The sequence below is a fragment of the Psychrobacter aestuarii genome, from assembly GCF_904846035.1.
GTDB lineage: Bacteria > Pseudomonadota > Gammaproteobacteria > Pseudomonadales > Moraxellaceae > Psychrobacter > Psychrobacter aestuarii.
This window is the reverse complement of sequence record NZ_CAJGYT010000001.1, coordinates 1,411,119-1,428,921: the sequence shown is the minus strand read 5'-3', so window position 1 is coordinate 1,428,921 and position 17,803 is coordinate 1,411,119. Positions and strand designations below refer to the sequence as shown.

Annotated in this window: 5 protein-coding genes, 4 tRNA genes and 7 rRNA genes; 15 read left to right on the top strand and 1 reads right to left on the bottom strand. The window is 48.8% G+C overall.

The features are described 5' to 3' along the window. Window positions 1-48: 48 nt before the first annotated feature. The 14 genes from rrf (JMW05_RS05965) (at window position 49) to JMW05_RS05900 (ending at window position 15,406) form a co-directional block, all read left to right on the top strand. A 5S ribosomal RNA gene (gene rrf / locus JMW05_RS05965) occupies window positions 49-162 on the top strand. Between the two features lie 631 nt (window positions 163-793). Then, window positions 794-2,307, top strand: a 16S ribosomal RNA gene (locus JMW05_RS05960). A gap of 149 nt (window positions 2,308-2,456) precedes the next feature. Next, a tRNA-Ile gene (locus JMW05_RS05955) sits at window positions 2,457-2,536 on the top strand. Between the two features lie 5 nt (window positions 2,537-2,541). Continuing rightward, window positions 2,542-2,617: transfer RNA gene (locus JMW05_RS05950), tRNA-Ala, on the top strand. 300 nt (window positions 2,618-2,917) lie between these two features. Beyond that, window positions 2,918-5,736 (top strand): 23S ribosomal RNA (locus JMW05_RS05945). 110 nt (window positions 5,737-5,846) lie between these two features. Then, window positions 5,847-5,960, top strand: a 5S ribosomal RNA gene (gene rrf, locus JMW05_RS05940). A gap of 622 nt (window positions 5,961-6,582) precedes the next feature. Next, a 16S ribosomal RNA gene (locus tag JMW05_RS05935) occupies window positions 6,583-8,110 on the top strand. Between the two features lie 146 nt (window positions 8,111-8,256). Further along, window positions 8,257-8,330: transfer RNA gene (locus JMW05_RS05930), tRNA-Ile, on the top strand. A 5-nt stretch (window positions 8,331-8,335) separates the two neighbouring features. Next, window positions 8,336-8,410, top strand: a tRNA-Ala gene (locus JMW05_RS05925). A gap of 312 nt (window positions 8,411-8,722) precedes the next feature. Continuing rightward, window positions 8,723-11,599, top strand: a 23S ribosomal RNA gene (locus JMW05_RS05920). Window positions 11,600-11,708: 109 nt separating this feature from the next. After that, window positions 11,709-11,822 (top strand): 5S ribosomal RNA (rrf, locus tag JMW05_RS05915). The 16S, 23S and 5S rRNA genes sit together here with 4 tRNA genes alongside, the layout of an rRNA operon. Window positions 11,823-11,977: 155 nt before the next feature. Beyond that, window positions 11,978-12,577, top strand: coding sequence for a YqiA/YcfP family alpha/beta fold hydrolase (locus tag JMW05_RS05910; protein WP_201504427.1), 600 nt, complete (start codon window positions 11,978-11,980; stop codon window positions 12,575-12,577). Window positions 12,578-12,692: 115 nt separating this feature from the next. Then, window positions 12,693-14,582 carry a DNA topoisomerase IV subunit B gene (gene parE, locus JMW05_RS05905; RefSeq protein ID WP_201504426.1) on the top strand — a complete coding sequence of 630 codons (1,890 nt, stop codon included), beginning with the start codon at window positions 12,693-12,695 and terminating at the stop codon, window positions 14,580-14,582. A gap of 110 nt (window positions 14,583-14,692) precedes the next feature. Continuing rightward, window positions 14,693-15,406 carry a lysophospholipid acyltransferase family protein gene (locus tag JMW05_RS05900; protein ID WP_201504425.1) on the top strand — a complete coding sequence of 238 codons (714 nt, stop codon included), beginning with the start codon at window positions 14,693-14,695 and terminating at the stop codon, window positions 15,404-15,406. A gap of 38 nt (window positions 15,407-15,444) precedes the next feature. On the opposite strand, the gene JMW05_RS05895 is transcribed toward JMW05_RS05900, so the two are convergent. Next, the gene (locus JMW05_RS05895) at window positions 15,445-16,227 is read right to left on the bottom strand and encodes an SDR family NAD(P)-dependent oxidoreductase (protein ID WP_201504424.1); all 783 of its coding nucleotides are present in this window, start codon (window positions 16,225-16,227) and stop codon (window positions 15,445-15,447) included. 225 nt (window positions 16,228-16,452) lie between these two features. On the opposite strand from JMW05_RS05895, the gene JMW05_RS05890 reads away from it, so the two are divergent. Beyond that, window positions 16,453-17,796, top strand: a complete 1,344-nt coding sequence (locus tag JMW05_RS05890) for a hypothetical protein (protein WP_201504423.1) — start codon at window positions 16,453-16,455, stop codon at window positions 17,794-17,796. Window positions 17,797-17,803 lie beyond the last annotated feature (7 nt).

The following is a 17,803-nucleotide window of genomic DNA, read 5'->3' as shown; positions in this document are numbered from 1 at the left end:
TATCACCATATAGCTTGATTCAAACAAGACTCATATCTAACCCCCTTTGCTGACGACAATAGCACGATGGAACCACCTGATCCCTTCCCGAACTCAGAAGTGAAACATCGTAGCGCCAATGGTAGTGTGGTTCGCCCATGTGAGAGTAGGTCATCGTCAGCTCCTTATACTTAAAAAGCCCCCAATCTGCTGATTGGGGGCTTTTTTTATCCGAAATTTGGTAGCTTTAATCTTTATCCAGCCAAACTGGCTGAACCAGCAGCTGCTTGAATGAATTAAAATAAATCCGCATTGGCCCTTGTAAAGCAGTGAGAAGTGCGTATAATGTGCCCCTTCAAGCGAGATAGAGCAGTTAAAAACAACGGGTAAAAAAGTGAAAATAATCACTTGACACTCGCTCAAAACTCTCTATAATACGCCCCACTGACGAGGCAAAGCGGTAGTTAAAAAGCTGGTTTGCGAAGTTAGTAAAAAAAGAGTTTGACAGTTTATAATTTTATGATAGACTAGTCAGCTCGCCTATGTAGCGAAGCGTATTAGCTTAGTGAGAATGGGTAATAAATATTTACTGGACGACAGTGATATTACTTTTTAAAAGCATACTAAAGAACAACTTGTGTGGATTTTTGCTGACACAGAATGTTAGTTATTCAGCCAGTAATGGCAAAGAAGATTATCATTCAAGATTAGCAAATAACTCAAGTTAATTCATATACGAACATACGAAAAGTTAAATGCGAGTGATTGAATGAGCCAAGATTAGGGACCATCTTAAAAGGTCTCAAACAAGATTAAACTGAAGAGTTTGATCATGCTCAGATTGAACGCTGGCGGCAGGCTTAACATGCAAGTCGAGCGGTAACATTGGTAGCTTGCTACCAGATGACGAGCGCGGCGGACGGGTGAGTAATGCTTAGAATCTACCTAGTAGTGGGGATAGCACGGGGAAACTCGTATTAATACCGCATACGTCCTACGGGAGAAAGCAGGGATCATTAGACCTTGCGCTATTAGATGAGCCTAAGTCGGATTAGCTAGTTGGTGGGGTAAAGGTCACCAAGGCGACGATCTGTAGCTGGTCTGAGAGGATGATCAGCCACACTGACTGAGACACGGCCTGGACTCCTACGGAGGCAAGTGGGGAATATTGGACAATGGGGGAACTCCTGGATCCAGCCATGCCGCGTGTGTGAAGAAGGCCTTTGGTTGTAAAGCACTTTAAGTAGTGAAGAAGAAGTTATGGTTAATACCCATAATGGATGACATTAGCTGCAGAATAAGCACCGGCTAACTCTGTACAGCAGCCGCGTAATAAGAGAGGGTGCGAGCGTTAATCGGAATTACTGGGCGTAAAGCGAGCGTGTGTGGCTTAATAACAGATGAAATCCCCGGGCTTAACTCGAACCATCTGAAACTGTTAGGGCTAGAGTAGGTGAGAGGGAAGTAGAATTCCAGGTGTAGCGGTGAAATGCGTAGAGAGATCTGGAGGAATACTGATGGCGAAAAAAGTAGCCTTCTGGCATCATACTGACACTGAGGTTCGAAAGCGTGGGTAGCAAACAGGATTAGATACCCTGGTAGTCCACGCCGTAAAACGATGTCTACTAGTCGTTGGGTCCCTTGGAGGATCTAGTGACGCAGCTAACGCAATAAGTAGACCGCCTGGGGAGTACGGCCGCAAGGTTAAAACCAAATGAATTGACGGGGGCCCGCACAAGCGGTGGAGCATGTGGTTTAATTCGATGCAACGCGAAGAACCTTACCTGGTCTTGACATACACAGAATCTTGCAGAGATGCGAGAGTGCCTTTCGGGAATTGTGATACAGGTGCTGCATGGCTGTCGTCAGCTCGTGTCGTGAGATGTTGTTGTTCCGCAACGAGCGCAACCTCCTTTTCCTTAGTTACCAGCGGTCGGGCCGGAACTCTAAGGATACTGCCAGTGACAAACTGGAGGAAGGCGGGGACGACGTCAAGTCATCATGGCTCCCATGACCAGGGCTACACGTGCTACAATGGTAGGCAGAGGGCAGCTACACAGCGATGTGGATGCGAATCTCAAAAAGCCTATCAGTCCAGATTGGAGTCTGCAACTCGACTCCATGAAGTAGAATCGGTAATCGCGGATCAGAATGCCGCGGTGAATACGTTCCCGGGCCTTGTACACCGCCCGTCACACCATGGGAGTTGATTGCACCAGAAGTGGATAGCCTAACTTAGTGAGGGCGTTCACTCACGGTGTGGTCGATGATCGGTGAAGTCAGGAATAAGGTAGCCGTAGGGGAACCTGCGGCTGGATCACCTCCTTAAATACGACATTCGGTCAGCAAGAATTCACAGCAAGTTGTTCTTTAGTAAAAGCGAGTATTGTTTAAGAGGTTTGAGTTTGGAGAAAATTCTATTTAAAGAATTTTCCTTGCGCTCGGCCAAAGCAGTGCTTTGACAGTATCCTCGCTCAGGGTCTGTAGCTCAGCTGGTTATAGGAGCACCGTGTTGATAACGCGGGGGTCATAAGTTCAAGTCTTATCAGACCCACCATATATGGGGCCATAGCTCAGTTGGTAGAGCGCCTGCCTTGCACGCAGGAGGTCAGGAGTTCGACTCTCCTTGGCTCCACCACATGGCTTAATACGAGAATATAAAATAGAAACAAGTGATTGGTAAATGATTATTTGCTTCATTTTATACAGATACCACTTCATGAGAGCGTAGGCATTATTTAAAATAGATGAGTCTCAAGTTAGTGATGACATTTCACGTGTCGTCATTAACACCTTGGTAATCAACTCTTTAATGACATCAGTTGTTATCCCAGGGGTTGATTGCCAAAAGCAAGAGAACTGAATCAAGCGTAAACATAGGTGATATCGTTATCATTCATGACATGCCTAGTGGTTGAGAGACTGCTTGGGGTTGTATGGTCAAGTAATGAAGCGCACATGGCGGATGCCTTGGCAGTCAGAGGCGATGAAAGACGTGACAGCCTGCGATAAGCTTCGGAGGCGGCAATATCCCGTGATCCGGAGATTTCTGAATGGGGAAACCCACTTAGCATAAGCTAGGTGCATCTTATATTTATATAAGAGGCGAACGAGGAAGTGAAACATCTCAGTACCCTTAGGAAAAGACATCAAATGAGATTCCCCAAGTAGCGGCGAGCGAACGGGGGAGAAGCCGATGTTTTTTAGTGTAGAAGAACAGCGTGGGAAAGCGACTGTAGCAGTAGTCCTGTATTTTAAACACTAAAGAGCACATATTAAGTAGAGCGGGACACGAGAAATCCTGTTTGAAGATGGGGGGACCATCCTCCAAGGCTAAATACTCCTGACTGAACGATAGTGAACCAGTACCGTGAGGAAAGGCGAAAAGAACCCTGTGAGGGGAGTGGAAATAGAACCTGAAACCGTGTGCGTACAAGCAGTGGAGCCTTAATTTATTAGTGACCGCACCTTTTGTATACGGGTCAGCGACTTATATTCTGTAGCGAGGTTAACTGTTTAGGGAGCCGTAGGGAAACCGAGTCTTAATAGGGCGAATAGTTGCAGGGTATAGACCCGAAACCGAGTGATCTATCCATGAGCAGGTTGAAAGTGCCGTAACAGGCACCGGAGGACCGAACCCACTGTCGTTGAAAAGCCAGGGATGACTTGTGGATAGTGAAAGGCTAATCAAACTCGGTGATAGCTGGTCTTCCCGAAAGCTATTAGGTAGCGCCTCGGACGAACACCATTGGGGGTAGAGCACTGTTTCGGCTAGGGGTCATACCGACTTACCAAACCGATGCAAACTCCGAATACCGATGAGTGATATCCGGGAGACACACGGCGGGTGCTAACGTCCGTCGTGGAGAGGGAAACAACTCCAGACCGCCAGCTAAGGCCCCAAATTCCTAGTTAAGGGAAACGAGGTGGGAAGGCATAGACAGCTAGGAGGTTGGCTTAGAAGCAGCCATCCTTTAAAGAAAGCGTAATAGCTCACTAGTCGAGTCGGCTCCGCGCGGAAGATGTAACGGGGCTCAAACTAGGAGCCGCTTATGGATTTGATAATTGTTTCAAGTGGTAGGGGAGGTTGGGTGTAAGCCTGTGAAGGTGTGTTGTAAAGCATGCTGGAGGTATCACAAGAGCGAATGCTGACGTGAGTAACGATAATGCGAGGAAAAGCTCGCACGCCGGAAGACCAAGGGTTCCAGTCCAACGTTAACGGGGCTGGGTGAGTCGACCCCTAAGGCGAGGCCGAAAGGCGTAGTCGATGGGAAATCGGTTAATATTCCGATACTTGTTTATGATGCGAAGGAGGGACGGAGAAGGTTATGCCAGCCTAGTGATGGTTATCTAGGTGGAAGGATGTAGTAGACAGTTTAGGCAAATCCGGACTGTTATATACCAGAGATCTGATAGCAAGCTGCATCGTGCAGCGAAGTGGCAAATACCATGCTTCCAGGAAAAGCTTCTAAGCGATAGTCATAAACGAATCGTACCCGAAACCGACACAGGTGGTCAGGTAGAGAATACCAAGGCGCTTGAGAGAACTCTGCTGAAGGAACTAGGTAAATGGTACCGTAACTCGGGAGAAGGTACGCTGCTGATGGTGAAGGACTTGCTCCGTAAGCTATTGGCAGTCGCAGATACCAGGCTGCTGCAACTGTTTATTAAAAACACAGCACTCTGCAAAACACGAAAGTGGACGTATAGGGTGTGATGCCTGCCCGGTGCTGGAAGGTTAATTGATGGGCTTAGCGTGTTGAAGGTCTTGATCGAAGCCCAGTAACGGCGGCCGTTATAACGGTCCTAAGGGTAGCGAAATCTTTGTCGGGTAAGTTCCGACCTGCAATGAATGGCATAATGATGGCAGCGCTGTCTCCAGCAGAGACTCAGTGAAATCGAAATCGCAGTGAAGATGCTGTGTACCCGCGGCTAGACGGAAAGACCCTGCGAACCTTTACTACAGCTTTACATTGAACTTGACCTGACTTGCAGGATAGGTGGGAGGCTTTGAAACCGAGACGCTAGTCTTGGTGGAGCCATCCTTGAAATACCACCCTGGTCATGTTGGGGTTCTAACTCAGGTATAACAATACCGAGGACAATGTATGGTGGGTAGTTTGACTGGGGCGGTCTCCTCCCTAAAGAGGCAACGGAGGAGTACGAAGGTGCGCTCAGAACGGTCGGAAATCGTTCAAAGAGTATAAAGGCAAAAGCGCGTTTAACTGCGAGACCCACAAGTCGAGCAGGTACGGAAAGTAGGTCTTAGTGATCCGGTGGTTTGTATGGAAGGGCCATCGCTCAACGGATAAAAGGTACTCTGGGGATAACAGGCTGATACCGCCCAAGAGTTCATATCGACGGCGGTGTTTGGCACCTCGATGTCGGCTCATCTCATCCTAGGGCTGGCTAGCAGGTCCTAAGGGTATGGCTGTTCGCCATTTAAAGAGGTACGCGAGCTGGGTTTAGAACGTCGAGACAGTTCGGTCCTCATCTACCGTGGGCGTTGAAATTTGAGAGGATCTGCTCCTAGTACGAGAGGACCAGGAGTGGACGAACCTCTGGTGTTCGTTGTTACGCCAGTAGCATTGCCCGGTAGCCGTTCGGATGGGATAACCGCTGAAAGCATCTAAGCGGGAAGCCCACTCAAGATTGATTTCCTAAAGAGCCGTTCAAGACTAGGACGTTGATAGGTCAGGTGTGGAAGTGCAAAGGATGCATGTAGCTAACTGATAATTGCTCGTTTGGCTTGACCATACAACACCCAAGTGGTTTGTATGTCAATCATGAATCTATCTTGCATGTTAAGATAAAATCGATATCACCATATAGCTTCATTCAAACAAGACTCAAGTATCTAACCCCTTGCTGACGACAATAGCACGATGGAACCACCTGATCCCTTCCCGAACTCAGAAGTGAAACATCGTAGCGCCAATGGTAGTGTGGTTCGCCCATGTGAGAGTAGGTCATCGTCAGCTCCTTATACTTAAAAAGCCCCCAATCTGCTGATTGGGGGCTTTTTTTATCCGAAATTTGGTAGCTTTAATCTTTATCCAGCCAAACTGGCTGAACCAGCAGCTTTCAAGCTTGAATGAATTAAAATAAATCCGCATTGGCCCTTGTAAAGCAGTGAGAAGTGTATAATGCTCCTTCAAGCGAGGATAGAGCAGTTAAAAACAACGGGTAAAAAGGAATAATCAATGACACCTGCTCAAACTCTCTATAATACGCCCCACTGACGAGGCAAAGCGGTAGCTAAAAGCTGGTTTGCGAAGTTAGTAAAAAGAGTTTGACAGTTTATAATTTTATGATAGACTAGTCAGCTCGCCTATGTAGCGAAGCGTATTAGCTTAGTGAGAATGGGTAATAACATTTACTGGACGACAGTGATATTACTTTTTAAAAGTTATTCAAAGAACAACTTGTGTGGATTTTTGCTGACACAGAATGTTAGTTATTCAGCCAGTAATGGCAAAGAAGATTATCATTCAAGATTAGCAAATAACTCAAGTTAATTCATATACGAACATACGAAAAGTTAAATATGAGTGATTGAATGAGCCAAGATTAGGACCATCTTAAAAGGTCTCAAACAAGATTAAACTGAAGAGTTTGATCACGCTCAGATTGAACGCTGGCGGCAGGTTTAACACATGCAAGTCGAGCGGTAACATTGGTAGCTGCTACCAGATGACGAGCGGCGGACGGGTGAGTAATGCTTAGGAATCTACCTAGTAGGGGGATAGCACGGGGAAACTCGTATTAATACCGCATATCCTACGGGAGAGCAGGGGATCATTAGACCTTGCGCTATTAGATGAGCCTAAGTCGGATTAGCTAGTTGGTGGGGTAAAGGCCTACCAAGGCGACGATCTGTAGCTGGTCTGGAGAGGATGATCAGCCAACACCGGGACTGAGACACGGCCCGACTCCTACGGGAGGCAGCAGGGGGAATATTGGACAATGGGAACCCTGATCCAGCCATGCCGCGTGTGTGAAGAAGGCCTTTTTGGTTGTAAAGCACTTTAAGCAGTGAAGAAGAAGTTATGGTTAATACCCATAATGGATGACATTAGCTGCAGAATAAGCACCGGCTAATCCCCAGCCAGCAGCCGCGTAAGTAATACAGAGGGTGCGAGCGTTAATCGGAATTACTGGGCGTAAAGCGAGCGTAGGTGGCTTAATAAGTCAGATGAAACCCCGGGCTTAACCTGGGAACTGCATCTGAAACTGTTAGGCCAGAGTAGGTGAGAGGAAGTAGAATCAGGCGTAGCGGTGAAATGCGTAGAGATCTGGAGGAATACTGATGGCGAAGGCAGCTTCTGGCATCATACTCGACACTGAGGTTCGAAAGCGTGGGTAGCAAACAGGATTAGATACCCTGGTAGTCCACGCCGTAAACGATGTCTACTAGTCGTTGGGTCCCTTGAGGACTTAGGGTGACGCAGCTAACGCAATAAGTAGACCGCCTGGGAGTACGGCCGCAAGGTTAAACCAAAATGAATTGACGGGGGCCCGCACAAGCGGTGGAGCATGTGGTTTAATTCACGCAACGCGAAGAACCTTTACCTGGTCTTGACATACACAGAATCTTGCAGAGATGCGAGAGTGCCTTCGGGAATTGTGATACAGGTGCTGCATGGCTGTCGTCAGCTCGTGTCGAGATGTTGGGTTAAGTCCCGCAACGAGCGCAACCTCCTTTTCCTTAGTTACCAGCGGTTTGGCCGGGAACTCTAAGGATACTGCCAGTGACAAACTGGAGGAAGGCGGGGACGACGTCAAGTCATCATGGCCCTTACGACCAGGGCTACACACGTGCTACAATGGTAGGTACAGAGGGCAGCTACACAGCGATGTGATGCGAATCTCAAAAAAGCCTATCGTAGTCCAGATTGAGTCTGCAACTCGACTCCATGAAGTAGGAATCGCTAGTAATCGCGGATCAGAATGCCGCGGTGAATACGTTCCCGGGCCTTGTACACACCGCCCGTCACACCATGGGAGTTGATTGCACCAGAAGTGGATAGCCCAACTTAGTGCGAGGGCGTTCACCACGGTGTGGTCGATGGATCGGGGTGAAGTCGTAATGTTGCAGCTGCAGGGAACCCGCGGCTGGATCACCTCCTTAAATACGACATTCGGTCAGCAAGAATTCACAGCAAGTTGTTCTTTAGTAAAAGCGAGTATTATTAAGAGGTTTGAGTTTGAGAAAATTCTATTTAAAGAATTTCTTGCGCTCGGGTCAAAGCAGTGCTTTGACAGTATCCTCGCTCAGGGTCTGTGCCAGCTGGTTAGAGCACCGTGTTGATAACGCGGGGTCATAAGTTCAAGTCTTATCAGACCCACCATATATGGGGCCATAGCTCAGTTGGTAGAGCGCCTGCCTTGCACGCAGGAGGTCAGGAGTCTGACCTCCTTGGCTCCACCACATGGCTTAATACGAATATAAAATAGAAACAAGTGATTGGTAAATGATTATTTGCTTTCTGTTTTATACAGATACTGCGACTCGATGAGAGCGTAGGTATTATTTAAAAACATAGATATGAGTCTGGGTTAGTGATGACATTTCACGTGTCGTCATTAACTCTTGGTAATCAACTCTTTAATGACATCAGTTGTTATCCCAGGGCTGATTGCCAAAAGTAAAGAGAACTGAATCAAGCGTAAACATAGGTGATATCGTTATCATTCATGATGATGCAAGCTTTAGTGGTTGAGAGACTGCTTGGGGTTGTATGGTCAAGTAATGAAGCGCACATGGTGGATGCCTTGGCAGTCAGAGGCGATGAAAGACGTGACAGCCTGCGATAAGCTTCGGGGAGGCGGCAATATCCTGTATCCGGAGATTCTTGAATGGGAAACCCACTTAGCATAAGCTAGGTATCTTATATTTATATAAGAGGCGAACGAGGGAAGTGAAACATCTCAGTACCCTTAGGAAAAGACATCAAAATGAGATTCCCAAGTAGCGGCGAGCGAACGGGGAAGCCGATGTTTTTTAGTGTAGAAGAACAGCGTGGAAAGCTGACCGTAGTAGGTGATAGTCCTGGTATTTTAAACACTAAAGAGCACATATTAAGCAGAGCGGGACACGAGAAATCCTGTTTGAAGATGGGGGGACCACTCCTCCGCTAAATACCCTGACTGACCGATAGTGAACCAGTACCGTGAGGGAAAGGCGAAAAGAACCCCCGTGAGGGGAGTGAAATAGAACCTGAAACCGTGTGCGCGGGGCTGCCAGTGGGAGCCTTAATTTATTAGGGTGACCGCGTACCTTTTTGTATAATGGGTCAGCGACTTATATTCTGTAGCGAGGTTAACTTCTTCGTTTAGGGAGCCGTAGGGAAACTGAGTCTTAATAGGGCGAATAGTTGCAGGAAATAAGAACCCGAAACCGAGTGATCTATCCATGAGCAGGTTGAAAGTGCCGTAACAGGCACCGAGGACCGAACCACTGTCGTTGAAAAAGCCAGGGATGACTTGTGGATAGGGCAAGTGAAAGGCCAATCAAACCCGGTGATAGCTGGTTCTCCCCCGGAAAGCTATTTAGGTAGCGCCTCGGACGAACACCATTGGGGGTAGAGCACTGTTTCGGCTCAGGGGGTCATACCGACTTACCAAACTGATGCAAACTCCGAATACCGATGAGTGATATCCGGGAGACACACGGCGGGTGCTAACGTCCGTCGTGGAGAGGGAAACAACCCAGACCGCCAGCTAAGGCCCCACCCCTAGTTAAGTGGGAAACGAGGTGGGAAGGCATAGACAGCTAGGAGGTTGGCTTAGAAGCAGCCATCCTTTAAAGAAAGCGTAATAGCTCACTAGCCGAGTCGGCTCCGCGCGGAAGATGTAACGGGGCTCAAACTTAGGAGCCGAAGCTGCGGATTTGATAATTGTTTCAAGTGGTAGGGGGAGCGTTGTAAGCCTGTGAAGGTGTTGTAAAGCATGCTGGAGGTATCACATGAGCGAATGCTGACGTGAGTAACGATAATGCGAGTGAAGCTCGCACGCCGGAAGACCAAGGGTTCCAGTCCAACGTTAATCGGGGCTGGGTGAGTCGACCTTCAAGGCGAGGCCGAAAGGCGTAGTCGATGGGAAATCGGTTAATATTCCGATACTTGTTTATGATGCGATGGAGGATGGAGTGAATGGTTATGCCAGCCTAGCGATGGTTTATCTAGGTGGAAGGATGTAGGTGGACAGTTTAGGCAACCGACTCGTTATATACCGAGATCTGATAGCAAGCTGTACTTGTACAGCGAAGTGGCAAATACCATGCTTCCAGGAAAAGCTTCTAAGCGATAGTCATAAAACGAATCGTACCCGAAAACCGACACAGGTGGTCAGGTAGGAGAAAATACCAAGGCGCTTGAGAGAACTCTGCTGGAAGGAACTAGGGCAATGGTACCGTAACTGGAGAAGGTACGCTGCTGATGGTGAAGAGGACTTGCTCCGTAAGTTATTGGCAGTCGCAGATACCATGGCCGTCAAATAATCGCTGATTGCCAGTAAAATTAATAGAACATCCCAACACGAAAGTGGACGTATAGGGTGTGATGGCCCGCTGGCACGCTGGCGCTACTGAACAATCGATGGGCTTAGCGTAAGCGAAGGTCTTGATCGAAGCCCCAGTAAACGGCGGCCGTAACTATAACGGTCCTAAGGTAGCGAAATTCCTTGTCGGGTAAGTTCCGACCTGCACGAATGGCATAATGATGGCAGCGCTGTCTCCAGCAGAGACTCAGTGAAATCGAAACGCAGTGAAGATGCTGTGTACCCGCGCCAGACGGAAAGACCCCGTGAACCTTTACTACAGCTTTACATTGAACTTGACCTGACTTGTGCAGGATAGGTGGGAGGCTTTGAAACCGAGACGCTAGTCTTGGTGGAGCTAATATCCTTGAAATACCACCCTGGTCATGTTGGGGGTTCTAACTCAGGTATAACAATACCGAGGACAATGTATGGTGTAGTTTCTAATTGGGGCGGTCTCCTCCTAAAGAGAGTAACGGAGGAGTACGAAGGTGCGCTCAGAACGGTCGGAAATCGTTCAAAGAGTATAAAGGCAAAAGCGCGTTTAACTGCGGAGACCCACAAGTCGAGCAGGTACGAAAGTAGGTCTTAGGATCCGGTGGTTCTGTATGGAAGGGCCATCACCAACGGATAAAAGGTACTCTGGGGATAACAGGCTGATACCGCCCAAGAGTTATATCGACGGCGGTGTTTGGCACCTCGATGTCGGCTCATCTCATCCTAGGGCTGAAGAAGTCCTAAGGGTATGGCTGTTCGCCATTTAAAGAGGTACGCGAGCTGGGTTTAGAACGTCGTGAGACAGTTCGGTCCCTATCTACCGTGGGCGTTGGAAATTTGAGAGGATCTGCTCCTAGTACGAGAGGACCAGAGTGGACGAACCTCTGGTGTTCGGGTTGTTACGCCAGTAGCATTGCCCGGTAGCTACGTTCGATGGGATACCGCTGAAAGCATCTAAGCGGGAAGCCCACCTCAAGATTAGATTTCTAAAGAGCCGTTCAAGACTAGGACGTTGATAGGTCAGGTGTGGAAGTGCAGCGATGCATGTAGCTAACTGATACTAATTGCTCGTTTGGCTGACCATACAACACCCAAGTGGTTTGTATGTCAATCATGAATCTATCTTGCATGTTAAGATAAAATCGATATCACCATATAGCTTGATTCAACAAGACTCATATCTAACCCCCTTTGCTGACGACAATAGCACGATGGAACCACCTGATCCCTTCCCGAACTCAGAAGTGAAACATCGTAGCGCCAATGGTAGTGTGGTTCGCCCATGTGAGAGTAGGTCATCGTCAGCTCCTTATACTTAAAAAGCCCCCAATCTGCTGATTGGGGGCTTTTTTTTGGTTTGGTTTATTATCTTTTTTTGAATATTGAATACGCTTTTTATTATTCATAATATGCTTGGCATTGTGCTATGTTGAGACGCATATCAGTAATGAGATTATTCCTTATGAACCTAATCTATCTTCACGGCTTAGACAGCGATGCCAATGCAACCAAAGGCAAACTACTTTCTGAATACTGTCAGCAGCATTATCCTAGTATCACAGTGATACGACCTGATTTAAATATGTCGCCGCCTGAGGTGGTTAAAAAAGTTACGGCACTTATCAATGAGTCCCCCAAGGAGACGCTATTGGTTGGTAGCTCATTGGGTGGTTATTTTGCGACCTATCTTAGCAATCAGCTGGACACTCCTGCGCTGCTTATCAATCCCAGCATTCAGCCGCACATCAGTTTGCAGCGCTTTTCTGATAGCGCTCACCATTCAAACACCTCAAAAGACCACGTTATTTATACCACATCAGGCGGTTGGCAGATGACGCAGGCAGATTTAGAGTGGTTTGCCGCGCACCCGCTGACAGAGGTGACCTATCCTAAGCGTGTATGTGCGGTGATTAAATCTGGTGATGAGCTACTCGATGCTCAGCTGTCTGCGAAGTTTTATCAAAAGCATGGCGCACAAGTGATTATACAGACAGGCGGTGACCATCGATTCAGCGATTTTGCTCAGCACTTACCGACGTTATTACCTATCATGCTGGCGTAAGACCGTATAAGATGCGTCACGTATTGTCGTATGCCAGACATGCTGGGATGCACAGGCGCTGTTTTTGGTTATAATGAGGGTCTATTTATCATTCATTGTTGTATAGGGTGCTTTTGTGAGTCAATATAATGCACAGTCTTTAGAGGTCTTAGAAGGGCTTGAGCCCGTTCGCCGTCGTCCTGGTATGTACACAGACACCACGCGCCCCAATCATTTGGCGCAAGAGGTGATCGATAATGCAGTCGATGAAGCTTTAGCTGGGCACGCCAAGACCATCAAGGTGCAGTTGTATGAAGATGGCTCGCTGTCTGTCGAAGATGATGGTCGCGGTATGCCTACCGACATTCACCCTGAGTTTGGGCAATCGGGCGTCGAGCTGATTTTGACCCGTTTGCATGCTGGTGGTAAGTTTTCGACTTCTAATTATAAGGTGTCAGGCGGTCTGCATGGCGTCGGTATCTCTGTGGTGAATGCGCTCTCTACGCGCGTGGCAGTCACGGTATGGCGTGAGGCAACGCAGTACGACATCGTCTTTGAAAATGGTGCGCCGATAACGCCTTTGACTGAGGCGGTCAGCTCAAACAAGCGCAAGCGCGGGACGAAGGTACGCTTTTGGGCAGATGAGCGTTTTTTTGATACGCCAAAATTCAATATCAAGCAGCTCAAACACACCCTAAAAGCCAAAGCGGTACTGGCGGCGGGACTGACGATTGAGTTTGTCGATGATATTCATGATGAAAAGGTGGTGTGGCAGTTCAGTGATGGTGTGGTCGAGTATTTGACCGAGCAGCTGGATGCGACTGAGACGCTACCTGCAACGCCGTTTTATTACCATTACGAAGCCAAAGATGGGGAGCGTGCGGGCGTTCGTTTTGCGCTCTCATGGTTGACCGAGGGCGGCACAGCGGTGCAGGAGAGCTACGTTAACCTTATCCCAACCGCGCAAGGTGGTACGCACGTCAATGGTCTGCGTACGGGAATTTTGGAAGCGCTACGCGAATTTTGTGACATTCATAATCTGTTGCCGCGCCAAGTCAAGCTGACTGCCGAAGACGTGTGGGATGGGGTCAATTATATTTTGTCCTTGAGCTTTTCTGAGCCGCAGTTTTCGGGTCAGACCAAAGAACGCCTATCAAGTCGTGAAGCGGCGGGCGCTGTGGCAGCGTTGGCAAAAGATGCGTTTAGCCTATGGCTCAATCAGCATGCCGATATCGGGACACAGATTGCCGAGCTTGCCATTAGCCGAGCGGGTCGCCGTCTAAAATCTGCCAAGAAAGTGGCGCGTAAAAAAATCACTCAAGGACCTGCATTACCGGGTAAGCTTGCGGACTGCCGTGGTGATTTGCGCGATGGTGCAGAGCTGTTCTTGGTGGAAGGGGATTCTGCGGGAGGCAGCGCCAAACAGGCGCGCGACCGCCATTATCAAGCCATTTTGCCGCTACGTGGTAAAATCCTCAATACGTGGGAGGTCTCCTCGGATACCGTGCTTTCAAGTCAAGAGATTCACGATATTGCCATCGCGATTGGCGTTGACCCGTTGTCTGATGACTTGTCCGAGCTGCGTTATGACAAAATCTGTATCCTCGCCGACGCGGACTCAGACGGCTTGCACATTGCTACGCTGATTTGTGCGCTGTTCGTCAAACATTTCCCTGCGGTGGTGGATGCAGGGCATCTGTTCGTTGCCATGCCGCCATTATATCGTGTTGATATCGGCAAAGAGGTGCATTACGCGCTCGATGAGCCAGAGCTTGAGCATATCTTAGCCAAAGTGACCGGTAATAAAAAAGCACAAATCACCCGTTTTAAAGGCCTAGGTGAGATGAGCGCTGAACAGCTGCGCGAAACCACCATGAACCGTGATACGCGTCGTCTGGTACAGCTGGATATGGACGATATGGCATTGACCAATGGCATGATGGACATGCTGCTGGCAAAAAAACGCTCAGGTGACCGTAAAACGTGGCTTGAGCATAAAGGCGACTTGGCGGATGTGGCGCTGTAAGCGTGGATAACATAGCGACTAACAATAAGACTGTAGCGCAATAAAATTCACGAGCAGTGCCTCAGATATTGCTATGATGGCAGATACAGTCTACGCATTAGGGTGCCATTATGTCGCTTAAGTCAAAACGCCACGCTGATCGAGCATTAAATACCCATAGCTGTGTAGTTAATAATACACACGAGCTACCTGCGCTCGGCAAAAAAGATATCGGCAACTTGGTGCCTCGGCGCAATAACGCGCTGTCTGCGATGGTGGCAGAGTATTTGCTCAGTCGTTTGGGCTGGCGTACGGTAGGCGCTGTCCCTAATGTCTCGCAAGCAGTCGTGCTTGGTCTGCCGCATACGTCGAACTTTGATGCGCTGTATGCGTTACCTGCGCTGTTTGCGCTCGATTTGAAGCTCAGTATTATGGGCAAGCACACCCTGTTCAAAGTGCCTGTTTTTGCGCAGCTACTGCGCTGGATGGGGGTGATACCCATTAATCGGGATAAAAAAGGCTCCGTGCTACAAGCGAGCATTGCGCGTTTTAAAACCGATGAGCCCTTATTTTTGGGTTTGGCGCCAGAAGGGACGCGGCAATATACCACGACGTGGAAGACGGGATTTTATTACTTAGCGCTTGAGGCGGGCGTACCGATTCTACCCGTGGCGCTTGATTATAAAAGTAAGGAAGTAAGGTTTTTGTCTCCGATATATCCTACAGGCGATATCGAGGCAGATTTGCCAAAAATTTATAAGCAGTTTAAAGGGGTCATGCCAAAGCATCCCAAGCGCTTATCGCAGCCGCTACAGGACATCAATCTTGAGGCGGACAATGAGTAATCCTTGCCCACCTCAATGCAATATTGATAAATGCTGCCTTAAAACTGCGGCTGACCGTTTGACGCACTCACACCGCCATCAACAGGCAGGTTGACGCCAGTAATCATGCAGGCATCTTCACTGGCCAAAAAGGCGATGGCTGCCGCAATGTCTTCTGGCTCTGCCAAACGTCCCAGTGGACAACGGGCGAGGAACTTATCGGTCTTTTGCTCATTGGTCTGGATGGCGTCGGTCATGCCAGTCTTGGTAACGCTTGGGTTGACGGCGTTGACACGTACCCCGTCTGCGCCGTGGTCGAGTGCTAGCGTGCGCGTCAGGTTGGTCACGCCCGCTTTCGCGGCGTTGTAGGCGGACATATTCCAATCGCCACCCATACCAGACAATGAAGAGACATTGATGATATTGCCTTTACTCGCGATAAGGTGCGGCATGGCAGCGCGGCAAACATAAAAAGTACCGTTCAGATTGGTGTTAATCGCTTTGTCCCAATCGGCATCCGACAGCTCAGTGATTTTACCCTGTACTGCTGTACCTGCGTTGTTGACCAAGACATCAATCTTGCCAAACTGCTCAACCACATGCGTAATCATTTTTTCTACTTGCTCTTGTTTGCCGATGTCGCAAGTGATGGTCATATAATGGTCGGTGTGAATCCATGTTTTGTCAGGGGGCAGCTGCTCTATGGTTGCTTCTAATGTGGCGGCAGTGCGTCCCACCAGCACCACATTGGCACCTTCATTGGCAAAACGAATGGCGGTCGCCCGTCCGATACCTGAACCTGCACCCGTGACGACAACCACTTTTTCTCTAAAGCGCTTCATGCATTCAATCCTTATGTCCATTGTTGATTATTGTTTGTGCATCCATCATAGCAAGTCGATACCCGAAAATCGATAGGCAACCCTGTAACCGTAACGTTATCCATATATATGGTCGAGGGTCTTTTTTTGATATGATAAACAGTCGTATCTGCCAGCATAAGCCGCTACAATGGTCGACAAATTTGACCATTGATGGTCATCAACAACAATAAAAAGGACCAAGCTGTGTCTGAATTGATGATATTTACCGCTAAAAAAACAGCCGCCACCAACCCCCTCGAGCACTATCAGCAGTCATCTGCCAGCACGTTCACACTCGATGTGGCACAAGCCCATCAGGCACGGGTGAAGCATTATGCGCTGATAGATGGACGAATATCGGTGTTGTCGGTCACGCTGTATGTGGCGATGAACCTGCCGACCCAAACCATCATGCGTGCGCGCCAAGCGGCGGTAAAGGCTGCGCTTTTATGGCATAAGCAGCAAAGCGCACACGCAAAGACACCTGACCAGCGTTATGTGCTGAGTCTCGATATTCAAGAGGACGAACAGGGCGCGGCAGGACAGGTAAGCGAATCATCAGACGCAGACAGCGTACATTTATTGCATCACTTCGGCGCGCGTTACTTTATTGAAGAGCTGGTCATTGACAGTGAATCTGACTTTCCTTTATTACAAGTATTCGGTCAGCAAGATTGGCAGGCTGTTTTGACCCATCTGCCCAGCCCAGCCGATATTTGGCAATTTTTACTGTACCATGAGCGTGCGCTGCGAGCATCTATACTTGGCGAGGGCAGTGACTTTCTGGATGAGACGCAGCTGCTCACTGCCTTTTTGTACCGTCCTGAACGCTTTGTGCAGGCGCTAGAGATTGATGAGGCGCTGGTGGCATGCGGTATTGCGGATGCGCCCAACCGCGCCTTGCAGCATCTACAGCAGCAGCTGGACACCCAAGCGACCCAAGATACTTTGCAGCAAGCAGCAACGCTGTGGGGCGATATCTGTAAGCAGCATACTGAGCCCATGATAGATGACGATGCGGATGAGACGAGTCTGGCGCAGGCGCAGCTTGGGCAACAGGTATTGTTTGATGAATCTTTGTTTTCGCGGCACGAGCTGGTACGCACGCTGTACAAACATGCCGAACAGATTCCTGAATTGCAGCAGAAAGGCTACGTGATACACCAGCATTCTTATACGCGTTTGGGGCGGCACTATATGCTGATATTCTACGGACAGACAGCCAACGCTCGGCACAGTCGCCAAGCCATCGTCCCGAATATGGCAAAAATTGCTGAAGACGTTGCCGCTAGGTTGCCGCTAGATGCTTTATCGCAAGTGGTGGTGCTTGGGGTAGAGTTCATCAGCGAAGGGGAGGACACCTTCATTGATATGGACGTTTGGGTACAGCCTGTCGCCGCGCTGAGCCAAAACGAGCGGCGTATGGCACAAAAAATCAAACGTCTGCACGCGCAAGTACAACAGCAAAACGCACAAGCCGCGCAGGCTTCAGAAAATCGCGAGTTGCCCAATGTGCGCTTGCATTATTCTGTACCGCCGCGCTCTTAAAAGCGCG

Coding starts and splice junctions, on each gene's coding strand:
- JMW05_RS05900 (WP_201504425.1), top strand. CDS start 14,693: ATGTCGCTTAAGTCAAAACGCCACGCTGATCGAGCATTAAATACCCAT.
- JMW05_RS05910 (WP_201504427.1), top strand. CDS start 11,978: ATGAACCTAATCTATCTTCACGGCTTAGACAGCGATGCCAATGCAACC.
- JMW05_RS05895 (WP_201504424.1), bottom strand. CDS start 16,227: ATGAAGCGCTTTAGAGAAAAAGTGGTTGTCGTCACGGGTGCAGGTTCA.